The following is a 12897-nucleotide window of genomic DNA, read 5'->3' as shown; positions in this document are numbered from 1 at the left end:
TGTGGCCCGCTCAGTGGTGGACTGCCGGGCGCTATTAAATACGTAGCTGTTAGCGCATGAATATCAAGCGCTAGAGCCGTATTTTGCTTGAGAAATCACCGTTTGCTGCACCACACGGTCGTCGCCGAGCACGATCAGCGCAAACAAAAGCTCATCGAGGTTGCGCGCCTGGCGGGTCTTGCGCGCCAAAAGCGGCGTGGCTGCGGGGTTCAGCACCACAAAATCGGCCTCGCAGCCCGGCTGCAGATTGCCGACCACACCCGCCAGGCCCAGCGCCCTGGCCGCGCCCGCCGTGTGTTGCCACCACAGTTGCTGGGGTGACAGACTCAGGCCCTGCTTGGTCTGGCCCTCACGCCCCACGTAGTACGCCGCCAGCATGGTGTGGAACGGGCTGAAGCTGGTGCCTCCGCCCACATCGCTGGCCAAGCCATAACCAAACCCCACGCGGTCGGCACCGGCGTAGTCGAAGAACCCGCTGCCCAGAAAGAGGTTGCTGGTGGGGCTGACCGCCGCCACCGCGCCGGTGTCGCGCATCAGCGCGCGGTCGTCGTCATCGAAGTGGATGCAGTGCGCATACACCGCACGTTCGCGCATCAGGCCAAAGTCGTCGTACACGCCCAGGTAGCTGCGCGCGGCGGGGAACAGCTCGCGCGCCCAACGGATCTCGTCGCGGTTCTCGGCCACGTGGGACTGGATCCACACATCGGGGTAGCGCGCAGCCAGCTCACCCGCGCCGCGCAATTGTTCATGCGTGCTGGTGGGCGCAAAACGCGGGGTGATGGCATACCCCAGGCGGTCCACGCCGTGCCAGCACTGGATCAGCGCCTCGGTGTCGAGGAGGCTCTGCTCGGTGTCGTCGCGAACGCCATCGGGCGAGTGACGGTCCTGCAGCACCTTGCCGGTGATGAGGCGCATCCGCTGGCGCTGGGCCTCGGTGAACAGGGCATCCACCGACGCGGGGTGTGAGGTCGAAAACGCCAGGGCTGTGGTCACGCCGTTGCGCAGCAGCTCGGCCACAAAAAATTCGGCCACCTGTGCGCTGTAGCCGGGGTCTACAAATCGGGATTCGTGGGGAAAGGTGTAGTTCTCCAGCCAGGGCAGCAGGCCATCGGCTGGCGAGCCGATCACGTCCGTCTGCGGGAAGTGGATGTGCATGTCCACAAACCCCGGCGCCAGGATGCGCCCCGGCAGATGCACCACAGGCTCCCCGGCAAATTGTGGCGCGAGAGTCTGCCAAGCGCCCGCCGCCAGCACACGCTGGCAGCCCTGAGCGTCAGGGCCAACGGCCAGCAGGCCATCTTCGTCATAGAGGGCGCTGCCGTCGTCGGCAAAACGCAAAAGAGCGGAACGGTAAACAGGCATGGCGCCAAGCTTAGCGGCAGGGGGCGCCGTTTGTATATGCAGCACCCCATAGTGGCTATGGGGTTCGGGGAGCGCCGACCAGTGAAAACGATGGGCGATATGCCCTGCAGGATCAGCGGGACACCTTGCCCACCACGCCTTCCACCAGCCAGTTCATCTGCAATATCTGGGCATCCGGCAGTGCCTGGCCAGCAGCAATGCGCTCCTGCCCTTCGTTGTCGCGCACCGGCACTTTGCCCGCACGGAAGGGCTGGAGCTTGCCCGCGCCCACAGCCTTTTGGGCATTCAGCACCTCCTGCTGGACGGCCGCTGGCACCCGGGTGCCAAAGTCACCGACGCGGATCATGCCCTCGCGCACGCCGCCCCACACATTGGCACTTTTCCAGGTGCCGTTTTGCACGGCGCGCACGCGCTCGGTGTAGTAGCTGCCCCACTGGTGCGTCACGGCCACGATCTGCGCGTCCGGGCCCGTCTTGCGCATGTCCGAGTGATAGGCCACGGCCATCTTGCCGCGCTCTTGCGCAGCCGCCATCACGGCAGTGGAGCCAGTATGGAAAGCAATCACATCCACGTCCTGGTTGAACAGTGCCATGGCGGCATCCCGCTCCTTGGGCGGGTCGAACCATACGTTGAGCCACACCACCTTGACAGTGGCCTTGGGGTTGACCGAGCGCATGCCCAGCGTGAAGGCGTTGATGCCCTGCAGCACTTCGGGGATGGGAAACCCGGCCACGAACCCTGCCACGCCGGTCTTGCTCATGCGGCCCGCAGCGATGCCAGCCAGGTAACGCCCCTCGTAGTAGCGCGCATTGGCGGCGGCCACATTGGGGGTGGTCTTGTAGCCGGTGATGGACTCGAACTTCACCTGCGGATAGTCCTGCGCCACCTTGAGCGTGGGCTCCATGTAGCCAAAGCTGGGGGTGAAGATGATCTGATGGCCGGTGGCGGCCAGGTCGCGGATCACGCGTTCTGCATCGGCGCCTTCGGCCACGTTCTCGACCAACGTGGTCTTCACCTGGCTGCCCAGCGCGGCCTCGACGGCCTTGCGGCCTTCGTCATGCTGGCGCGTCCAGCCTGCCTCGGTGATGGGTGAGACATAGACAAAACCGGCTTTGACGGGCTCGGCGACGCTGCCCTTGGCGGACGTGGTCTGGGAAAAAACGGGGGAGAAAAAACAGGCGGCCACGAGCGTGGCAGCGAGGTTTTTGTACATGGTGTTCCTCTACATGGCCCTGATGGAATGGACCGGAAGCACCGCAGGACGACGGTGCCACCGGGAAGGTCAGACTGTGCGAAAACTACATGAAGCGATGTTGCAAAGATTGTCGGAAAAAAAGCGCTTTCAAGCACGGGCGGAGCGCTGCAGCAGCGCACAGAGCCCCGCCATCAATTTCAATTCAGCCGCAGCGCCTGCGGGCCCGCGCCCAGGCGGAAAGCACCGACGACTTCGGCCAGGCGCGACGCCTGATCCTTCAGGCTTTCGGCGGCAGCGGTGGACTCTTCCACCAGGGCTGCATTTTGCTGGGTCATCTGGTCCAGCTGGGTCACCGCCACATTCACCTGGCCAATGCCCTGGCTCTGCTCCGAAGCGGCTGCGCTGATCTCGCCAATGATGTCGGTCACGCGGCGCACGGAACTCACGATCTCGCCCATGGTGGTGCCGGCGTTCTGCACCAGGGCAGCACCCGACTCAACCTTTTCCACGGACACGCCGATCAGCGTCTTGATTTCCTTGGCCGCCTGGGCCGAGCGCTGGGCCAGTGAGCGCACTTCGCTGGCCACCACGGCAAAGCCACGGCCCTGCTCGCCCGCACGGGCGGCTTCCACGGCGGCGTTGAGGGCCAGGATGTTGGTCTGGAACGCGATACCGTCGATGGTGCCGATGATGTCGGCAATCTTCTTGCTGCTGGTGTTGATCTCGTCCATGGTGGTCACCACCTGTGCCACCACATCGCCACCGCGCTGGGCCACCTGCGCCGCCGACACGGCCAGCTGGTTGGCCTGCACGGCCGAATCGGCGCTCTGGCGCACGGTGCTGGTCAGCTCTTCCATCGAGCTGGCGGTCTCCTGCAGGCTGCTGGCTGTCTGCTCAGTGCGCGCGCTCAGGTCCTGGTTGCCAATCGCGATCTGGGTGCTGGCGGTAGAGATGCTGTCCACCACGCCCCGCACTTGCTGCAGCGAACGGTGCAGCGCGCTGCGCATGGCATCCAGCGCGCGCAGCAGGTGGCCGGTTTCGTCATTGGCGTAGCTCGCCTGGGGGGCACCCGTCAGGTCCATGTTGGCGATGGTCTCTGCAATGGCCTCTGCCTTGCGCAGCGGGCGCGTGATGCTGGTGGTCAGCAGCCAGGCCAGCAAGGCGCCTAGCAGCAGCGACACGCCGGTGCAGATCTGCAGCAGCAGCGTGGTCTGGGCACGCAGCTCTTCGCTGCGCTTGCCGGCCGCATCGAGCTCGGCGCGCTGGCCATCCACCATCTGCTGCACACCCGCCAGATAGCTGCGGGAGGTGGGCTCAAACCGCTCGGTGAAAACCTTGTTGGCGTTCTCGGCATCGCCCGCCTGCTTGAACTTGCTCACTTCCTCGCGGGCCGCCAGGTAGTCCTTGCGCAGGTCTCCCACCTTGGCAAAAAGCTGCTTCTTCTCCGCCGTGTCCATCTTGGACTCGATGAATTTCTGCAGCTCGTTGGTATCACGGATCGACGCGGCCGTGGCGGGCGCAAAGTATGGGATCAGGCTCGCGTCGCTGCTCTTGGCAATAGCTGCCGCGCGCTGCACGCCCGATGTGGTGTGGCGCAGCCAGTCCGAGCCCGCGCGCTCGGTCTTGATGTTGTCGTTGACCATGGCGTCGATCTCCCTGCCCAGCTGGCTGAGCTTGACCACGGCCACCACGCTGCTGGCAAAAAACAGCGCCAGGATGAGGCCAAGCACCAGGGTCAGGCGCTTGCCAATGGAGATTTGACTGAGAAACATGGAAGGCTCCAAAAAAGGGGGCAACACGGCACCCGTGCACTCCACAAGGGAGCGCAGGGTAAGGGCCATGGTGGTGGATCACCCCTTGGGCCTGGGCCGGACGCAATTCGAACGAATACTTACTATTTTAAGGGTTTACCCAGATCATGCCCCTGCCGCACTGGCGACAGTCCCTCTGGCGCCATTTCCCCAGCCCACTGCGTGCGCTACCCGAAGCTCAGTAGTCGTGCTCCACGCACCGCTCGAACGCTTCCTTGAGCTTGTGCTCCCACACCCGCTTGTCAGCATTGCCTGCAAAGCTGGCTTCAAAACTATTGAAAGCCAACTGGTAAGCATGTTTGGCCGTGAGCCCCGTGGCCGCAAACACCTGGGTGAAGTTCTCGTTGATGTAGCCACCAAAGTAGGCAGGGTCGTCCGAATTCACGGTGGCAGCCAGCCCGGCATCGAGCAGCTTGCCGAGGTTGTGGTCCGCAAGGTTGGGGAAGACGCACAGTTTCTGGTTGGACAGCGGGCACACCGTGAGCGCAATGCGGTCTTGCGCCAGGCGCTGCATCAGGGCAGCGTCGTGTACCGCCTGCACGCCATGGTCGATGCGCTCGACCTTGAGCACATCCAGCGCACTCCAGATGTAGGCGGGAGGACCCTCCTCCCCCGCATGGGCCACCAGGTGCAGGCCCAGCTCGCGGCAGCGGGCGAACACGCGGGCAAACTTCTCGGGCGGGTGCCCCAGTTCGCTGGAGTCCAGACCCACACCCACCATCTTGTCGAGCAGCGGCATGGCCTGCTCCAGCGTTTCGAACGCCGACTCCTCGCTCAGATGGCGCAGGAAGCACAGGATCAGCGTGGCGCTGATTCCGAGTTCGGCGCGGGCATCCTGGCAGGCACGGTGCAGACCGTTGATGACGGTCTCCATCGCCACGCCGCGTGCGGTATGGGTTTGCGGGTCGAAGAAGAGTTCGGTGTGCAGCACGTTGTCGCGCGCCGCACGACCCAGGTAAGCGCGCGCCATGTCGTAAAAATCCTGTTCATGCAGCAGCACACTCGCACCGGCGTAGTAGATGTCCAGAAAACTCTGCAGATTGGTGAATGCATAGGCGCTGCGCAAGGCGTCCACGCTGGCATAGCTCAGCGTCAGACCATTGCGCTGCGCCAGCGCAAAGATCAGCTCGGGCTCCAGCGAGCCCTCGATGTGGATATGCAGCTCGGCCTTGGGCATGGCACGCAGCAGGCTGGGAAGGCGCTCGGCGGAGATGGGGGGGATCTTGAACATCAGCAGACTCCAAAGGTGATGCCACTCTGGCGCAGAAAGCGGCGATACGCAGATGATGCCTTGTCGGCAGCGGTATGCAACTCCGCGCGCAGGTCAAGCGGCAGGCACTGTGGCGTCTGCGACTCCAGCACGGGCTGGTCCTGCGTGAAGATGGTGTGCTGGAAGGCCTGCAGTTTCTCGTCCGGCGAATCGAAATCCGCCACGGCCAGCCGAAACCACACCCGGCTGCGCACCGGCGTCACCGGACAGATGAACAGCGCAATGGACTCGCGCCAGCCATCGACCGCCGTGGTGCCCGCCTCGGGCACCTTGGTCAGCACGGCCGCATAGGGCGCGGTGACTTCGTAGGTGTATTCGACCTGGGCGGCCGCCGTGGAATGCAGGTTGGATTGCGGTTGCCAGGCCTTGCAGCCCGTGGCCAGGAGGCCCGTGGGCGTGGGCTCCACGCGGTAATCGTCGATGGCCGTCGCCTCACGGCTGCCGAGCCAGCCTTCGTGCAAAAAGCCGAAATGCGACATGTCCAGAAAGTTCTCGACGATGCGCGGCGCGCTGGCCGCCACGTCGTAGGGACCGCAGTTGAGCTTGCGCAGGCGAGCATCCCCCTCCGCCGCAAACACGGGCAGTCCCTGCTCGCCTGGTGCGATGCGCACCCACACAAGGCCATAGGCCTCCTGCACCTCGAAATGGCGGGCGCAGTGCGTGGCCGGGGGCACAAAGGTGGGTAGTGCAGGCACGTGCGTGCATTGCCCACCGGCCGCAAACTGCCAGCCATGGTAGGGGCACTCCAACTGGCCCTGGGGCGTCACGCGGCCCAGCGACAAGCGGGCGCCCCGGTGCGGGCACTGGTCGGCCAGCGCGAGCACGGCGCCTTCGCTGTCGCGCCACAACACCACGGGTTGCTCCAGCAATTGCACCGCCAGCGGTGCCTGCCCAGCCACGGCCCCTGACAGGGCCACAGGATGCCACAAAGTTGATTCCACCATCGTCCTTGCTCCTTAGAACCTGTTCAAAGTCTTTTTGGAGATTGCATTGGAGTGCAATCGGGATGGGTGGATGCTTCGGATGCGCCGCATGGGCTCGTGCCCATGCAAGCAGCCGGGGCGCCAAAACTCCGAGTTCATCGGCCCGATTTCACTCCAACCCTTCGGGCAAGTGCCTTGCCGGGCGGTCTGCGGCGTTGCGGCGCTTGCCAATAGCACGGGCTATTGGCAGCGCACCGCGCCTTGCATCCCATCCCGGCAAGGTACTTGTGCGACTCCAAAAAGACTTTGAACAGGTTCTTAATGCTGCAGGTCACAAAATGCCCCTGCAAAACAAAAGGGCCACCCCAGGGCGGCCCTTTGTCACAGCAGCTCGCAAGAACTGCTGATGCGCGCGGCGCGAATTACTTCTTGTCGCCGCCAGGGATCTTGCCTTCCACGCCCTTGACGTAAAAGTTGATGCCGCCCAGGAACTTGTCGTCGGCCACAGCGTCCTTTTCCAGCACGGGCTTACCGTCCTGACCCACGATGGGGCCCTTCCAGATGCTGAAGCTGCCGTCGGCCAGGCCCTTCTTCACGGCTTCGACCTTGGCCTTGGTGTCAGCAGGCACGTCTTCGGCGATGGAGACGATGTCGATAGCGCCTTCCTTCACACCCCACCAGCTTTGGCCCGAAGCCCAGGTGCCGTCCAGCACGTCCTTGGTGGCCTTGACGTAGTACGGACCCCAGTTGATCACCGCCGATGCCAGGTGGGCCTTGGGGCCGTAGGCGGTCATGTCGCTGTCCCAGCCGAAGGCGCGCTTGCCCTTTTCCTGGGCGGTCTTGAGCACGGCGGGAGAGTCGGTGTTCTGGAACAGGATGTCGGCGCCACCGTTGATCAGGCTGGTCGCAGCTTCGGTTTCCTTCGGTGGGCTGAACCATTCATTCACCCACACCACCTTGGTCTTGATCTTGGGATTGACCGACTGCGCACCCAGCGTGAAGCTGTTGATGTTGCGGATCACCTCAGGAATCGGCACCGAGCCCACCACGCCCAGCGTGTTGGACTTGGTCATGGCGCCAGCGATGATGCCGGCCATATACGCGCCTTCGTAGGTGCGGCTGTCGTAGGTGCGCAGGTTTTCGGCCGTCTTGTAGCCGGTGGCGTGTTCGAACTTCACACCCTTGTTGTCTTCCGCAACCTTGAGCATGGACTCCATGTAGCCGAAGGTGGTGCCGAAGATCAGCTTGTTGCCCTGGCCGGCCAGGTCGCGCAGCACGCGCTCTGCGTCAGCAGACTCGGGCACGCTTTCCACAAAGCTCGTCACGACCTTGTCGCCAAATTCCTTCTCGATGGCCTTGCGACCGTTGTCGTGCGCGAACGACCAGCCGCCGTCGCCCACCGGGCCGACATAGGCAAACGCGATCTTCAGTGGCTCGGGCTTGGGTGCCGGTGCTTCTGCGGCAGGGGCCGGTGCAGGCGCAGGGGCCGGTGCCGGTTCTTCCTTCTTGCCACAGCCCACCAGGGCAGCAGCAGCCACAGCGGAGAGCGCTGCCACCTTGAGCAGGGAGCGTTTCTGCAGATCAGTCATGTCGGTTTCCTTATCGAAGAAGTAGGACTTGCAAAGGTTGGGGGACGAAAACAATGATTATGGTGCGATCTACCGCAGGGTAACCAGATTTTCCGGTGGGCTAGCCCTTTCAGGAGCCCGGATAAAACGGTTTGCCCAGCGATGCCGGCATGTTGATGCGGATCCACGCCGGATTGCGCGAGATCAGCGCCAGCACCACGATGGTGGCCACATACGGCAACATGCTCAGCAACTGGCTGGCCACCTGCACGCCGGTGGCCTGCAAATGGAACTGCAGCATGGTCACGCCGCCGAACAGATAAGCACCAAGCAACACCCGTGCCGGGCGCCAGGTGGCAAAGGTGGTGAGCGCCAGCGCAATCCAGCCGCGCCCGGCCACCATGCCCTCGACCCACAGCGGGGTGTAGACGGTGGAGATGTAAGCCCCGGCCAGCCCGCACAGCGCCCCGCCCACCACCACGGCCGCCAGCCGGATGCGCCGCACCGGGTAGCCCAACGCATGGGCTGACTCAGGCGATTCGCCCACCGACCGCAGCACCAGCCCGGCGCGCGAGCGGTACAGAAACCAGATCAACCCCGCCACCAGCAGCATGGTGAGATACACCAGCGGGTGCTGCTGGAACAGCGCTGGCCCGAGGAGCGGCACATCGCCCAGCACGGGAATGGCGTACTTGGGCAGCTCGGGCAGCTTTGCCTGCACATAGCTGATGCCCGCAAACGCGGAGAAGCCCACGCCGAACAGACTGAGCGCAAGCCCCGTGGCGTACTGGTTGGTGTTGAGCCAGATCACCAGCACACCAAAGATGGCGGCCAGCACTGCACCTGCCGCCATGCCTGCCGCAAAGCCCAGCCAGGTGTTGCCCGTGTGCACCACGGTGGCAAAGCCGGCAATGGCGGCGCAGAGCATCATGCCCTCGGCCCCCAGGTTGACGATGCCCGCCTTTTCGTTGATGAGCAGGCCCAGGGCCGCAATGGCCAGCACGGTGCCCGCGCTGAGCGTGGCGCCGATGAGCAGTGCATAAGACTCCATCAGACACCTCCTTTCTTGCTGCCGACCCAGCGGATGCGGTAGGCAATCAGCGTGTCACAGGCCAGCAGCGTGAACAGCAGCAGGCCCTGGAACACGCCGGTGAGCGACTTGGGCAGGCCCAGGCGCGACTGCGCCAGTTCACCACCGATGTAGAACATGCTCATGAGGATGGCGGAGAGGATCATGCCCACCGGGTGCAGCCGTCCGACGAAGGCCACGATGATGGCCGCGAAGCCGTAGCCCGCAGGCACATAGGGGGTGAGCTGGCCGATGGGCCCTGCCACCTCCAACGCACCGGCCAGGCCAGCGGCGCCGCCCGAGATCAGCAGCGCCGTCCACAGCGCCCGGCGCGACGAAAAGCCCGCGTAACGCGCCGCTGCCGGTGCCAGCCCGCCCACCTGCTGTGCAAAGCCCGCCCGCGTGCGGAACAGGAACACCCACAAGGCCCCAGCGCCTGCGAGCGCCAGCAGCAACCCGATGGACACGCGCGAGCCCTGCATCAGGCGCGGGATCTGCGTGACCTTCTCGAACGTCTTGGTCTGCGGAAAGTTGTAGCCCATGGGGTCCTTCCACGGGCCATAGACCAGGTAGCCCAGCACCAGCGTGGCCACATAGACCAGCATCAGGCTGACCAGGATTTCGTTGGCATTGAACTTGTCTCGCAGCAGCGCCGTGAGCCCCGCCCAGGCCATGCCGCCCAGCACCCCGGCGAGCAGGATGGCGGGCACGATCCAGGGGCCCGTGGTCTTGTCAGCCAGCAGCGCCACGCCACCCGCCACCACGGCGCCGATGACAAACTGGCCTTCGGCACCGATGTTCCACACGTTGGAGCGGAAACACACGGCCAGCCCCAGCGCAATCAGCAACAGTGGCGTGGCCTTGACCATGAGTTCGCCAATGGCGTACTGCGTCTTGATGGGCTCCCAGAAGAACACCTGCAGCCCGCGCACCGGGTCTTTGCCCAGCGCAATGAACAAGGCCACACCGATCAGCACGGTAAAGGCCAGCGCCAGCAGGGGCGAACCGTAGGTCCAGACCTTCGACGCCTGGGGGCGTGGTTCCAGCTTAAGCATGCTGCACCTCCGCTGCCCGGCTCTGTTGTTGTTGCTGCGCCAGGTGCGCCTGCACATCGGCATGCCACAGCCCGCTCATCCATTCACCGATGCGCTCCACCGTGGCCTCGGCGCGCGGCACCGAGGGCGACAGGTGCCCCTTGGCCACCACATGCAGCCGGTCGCAGATTTCAAACAATTCGTCCAGCTCCTCACTCACCACCAGCACGGCGCAGCCTGCGTCACGCAGGGCCAGGATGGAGCCCCGGATCTGTGCGGCGGCGCCCACATCCACGCCCCAGGTGGGCTGCGAGACGATGAGCAGCTTGGGGTTGGCGTCAATCTCGCGCCCCACGATGAACTTCTGCAGGTTGCCACCCGACAGCGACTTGGCCGCTGCGTTGGGTCCACCCGCCTTCACATTGAAGCGCCGGATGATGTCCTCGGCATGTTTTTGCAGCGCACCCACCTTGATCCAGCCACTGCCGCCGACCGAATTGGTGCGGGTGAGCAGCAGGTTGTGCGCCAGCCCCATGGTGGGCACGGCGCCCCGGCCCAGGCGCTCTTCGGGCACAAAATGCAAGCCCAGCGCCCGGCGCTGGCCGGGACCCATGCGGCCCGCGTTCTCGCCAGACACCTGGATGCAGGCCGCGTCAGCCCGCTGGTCTTCGCCCGACAGCGCGTAGAGCAGCTCTTTTTGCCCATTGCCCGACACCCCGGCAATGCCCACCACCTCGCCCGCCTTCACCTCAAACTGCAGGTCGATCAAATCCACGCCGAACTGGTCGGCGCGCGGCAGCGACAGGCCCTGCACGCGCAGCACCGTCGCGCCAGTCTGCACCGCGCGGTGTTCCAGCGCGGGCGGTTCGGCGCCGATCATCAGCCGCGACAGGGACGCATTGGATTCCTCGGCCGGGTTGCACACGCCCGTCACCTTGCCGCCACGCAGCACGGTGCAGGCGGTGCACAGCGCGCGAATTTCGTGCAGCTTGTGGCTGATGTAGAGGATGCTGCAGCCCTCGCTGGCCAACTTGCGCAGCACCACAAAAAGCTTTTCGACCGCCTGGGGCGTGAGCACCGAAGTGGGCTCGTCCAGGATCAGCACCTTGGGGTTGGTGAGCAGCGCGCGAATGATTTCTACCCGCTGCATCTCGCCCACGCTCAACGTGTGCACGGGGCGCAGGGGGTCGATGTCCAGGCCGTATTCGGCGGCCTTGGCGGTGATGCGGCCGGTCACTTCAGCCAGCGTCAGGCTCTTGTCCAGGCCCAGCCACACGTTCTCGGCCACCGTGAGGGTGTCGAACAGGCTGAAATGCTGGAACACCATGGCAATGCCCAGGGCCCGCGCTTCTTGCGGGTTGCGCACCTGCACGGCCTGGCCGTTGAAGAACACGCTGCCTTCATCGGGCTTGACCGAGCCGTAGATGATTTTCATCAGCGTGGACTTGCCCGCGCCGTTTTCGCCCAGCACGGCGTGGATTTCACCCGGCAGCACCGTGAGCGACACGCCGCTGTTGGCCACCACGGCCGGGTAGCGCTTGGTGATGCCCACCAGCTGCAGCCGTGGCGGCGCCGCACCAGGCGCTGAAGGATTGGGGGGAGAACTCATGCGGGGATTGTCTCTCAGTTTTACAACTTGTTATAAGAATGAAAATACCTCATGGCGCTTGTTCAGCATGCTCAAGCAGCTATTCTTTTCGTAGCGAAGCAGCCACAGTTTTCACGCAATCTCGCAGCCAGGCGGCCGCCGCCGAGTGGTGCGTGCGGGCATGCCACAACTGGTAATACATGAGCCGGGGGAAGGGCACCGGGCACGGCAGGATGGCCAGCGGCAGCTGGTCCACATACCGCTCGCAGTACTGGCGGCCCGTGGTCAGCACAAGCAAGCTCGATGCCACGATGCTTGGGATGAGGCTGAAATGCGCACAGCGCGCCGTGATGTGGCGCTGCATGCCCAGGCTGTCCAGGTGGGCGTCGATCACGCCGCGTGCGCCGGGGTGGGTGGGCGTGGGGGCGATGTGCTCGGCGGCCAGCCAGCTCTCCACGTCCCAGCCGCGCCGCACGGCAGGGTGGTCCTTGCCGACCAGGCACACCACCTCGTCGCCAAACAGGCGGCCCATGTGCAGGTCGTCCGGCGGCTGGGGCCAGTTGCCGATCACCACGTCCACGTCGCCCTGCGCCAGGTGCGCGTGGTAGTGCGCGTCGGCCGACAGGGGCAGGATCTCGATCGGACACAGGGGCGCCTCGACCTTGATGCGGGCCACGAGCTGGGGCAGAAAGAGTGGGTCGAGGTAGTCGCTGGCCGCCACGCGGAAGGTGCGGGTGGCCGTGCGCGGATCAAACCCGCGCGCGTCCGAAAACAGTGCCTCGGCCGCCCGCAAAATGGCGCCTGCAGGCTCCACCATGCGCAGTGCGGCGTCGGTGGGCATCATGCTGGCGCCGGAGCGCACCAGCAGCGGGTCGCCCGACAGGTCGCGCAGCCTTTTCAACGCAGCCGACACCGCCGGCTGGTGCATGCCCAGGCGGACGGCGGCCCTCGATACGCTGCGTTCTGTGAGCACGGTGTGCAAGACCCTTATGAGATGGAGGTCTATCTTGTCGAAAAGGGCGTGGTCTCTCATAGCGGTGGGGGCATGGGTGCCATAAGCTTGCGCATATGCCGGTA

At 64.7% G+C, this 12897-nt stretch carries 10 protein-coding genes; all 10 read right to left on the bottom strand.

The features are described from left to right. Positions 1–63: 63 nt before the first annotated feature. Positions 64–1362: a guanine deaminase gene (gene guaD, locus IB236_RS01410; protein ID WP_056060818.1), complete on the bottom strand. Its 1299-nt coding sequence runs from the start codon at positions 1360–1362 to the stop codon at positions 64–66. A 112-nt stretch (positions 1363–1474) separates the two neighbouring features. Next, entirely contained in the window at positions 1475–2575 is a 1101-nt protein-coding gene (locus IB236_RS01405) for a BMP family ABC transporter substrate-binding protein (RefSeq protein ID WP_056060815.1), read from the bottom strand. Positions 2576–2754: 179 nt separating this feature from the next. Next, complete coding sequence (locus tag IB236_RS01400; protein ID WP_056060812.1) at positions 2755–4329, bottom strand: methyl-accepting chemotaxis protein; 1575 nt, start codon at positions 4327–4329, stop codon at positions 2755–2757. A 217-nt stretch (positions 4330–4546) separates the two neighbouring features. Further along, positions 4547–5599 carry an adenosine deaminase gene (locus IB236_RS01395; RefSeq protein WP_192418419.1) on the bottom strand — a complete coding sequence of 351 codons (1053 nt, stop codon included), beginning with the start codon at positions 5597–5599 and terminating at the stop codon, positions 4547–4549. Beyond that, a complete protein-coding gene (locus IB236_RS01390) occupies positions 5599–6582 on the bottom strand; it encodes an aromatic ring-hydroxylating dioxygenase subunit alpha (protein WP_192418417.1) in 984 nt (327 codons plus the stop codon). The genes IB236_RS01395 and IB236_RS01390 overlap by 1 nt, the downstream gene beginning before the upstream one ends. 401 nt (positions 6583–6983) lie before the next feature. Beyond that, positions 6984–8150 carry a BMP family ABC transporter substrate-binding protein gene (locus IB236_RS01385; RefSeq protein ID WP_056060802.1) on the bottom strand — a complete coding sequence of 389 codons (1167 nt, stop codon included), beginning with the start codon at positions 8148–8150 and terminating at the stop codon, positions 6984–6986. Between the two features lie 109 nt (positions 8151–8259). Beyond that, positions 8260–9180: an ABC transporter permease gene (locus IB236_RS01380; protein WP_056060799.1), complete on the bottom strand. Its 921-nt coding sequence runs from the start codon at positions 9178–9180 to the stop codon at positions 8260–8262. Further along, entirely contained in the window at positions 9180–10253 is a 1074-nt protein-coding gene (locus tag IB236_RS01375; RefSeq protein WP_056747405.1) for an ABC transporter permease, read from the bottom strand. The genes IB236_RS01380 and IB236_RS01375 overlap by 1 nt, the downstream gene beginning before the upstream one ends. Next, entirely contained in the window at positions 10246–11841 is a 1596-nt protein-coding gene (locus tag IB236_RS01370) for an ABC transporter ATP-binding protein (RefSeq protein ID WP_056747404.1), read from the bottom strand. Before IB236_RS01370 ends, IB236_RS01375 begins: the two co-directional genes overlap by 8 nt. Before the next feature lie 79 nt (positions 11842–11920). Further along, the gene (locus IB236_RS01365) at positions 11921–12853 is read right to left on the bottom strand and encodes a LysR family transcriptional regulator (RefSeq protein WP_082522392.1); all 933 of its coding nucleotides are present in this window, start codon (positions 12851–12853) and stop codon (positions 11921–11923) included. Positions 12854–12897: the final 44 nt, after the last annotated feature.

The sequence above is a fragment of the Acidovorax sp. ACV02 genome (assembly GCF_014851475.1).
Classification (GTDB): Bacteria; Pseudomonadota; Gammaproteobacteria; order Burkholderiales; family Burkholderiaceae_C; genus Acidovorax; species Acidovorax delafieldii.
Note: the sequence above shows the minus strand (reverse complement) of the source record. Positions and strands in the feature narration are given on the sequence as shown.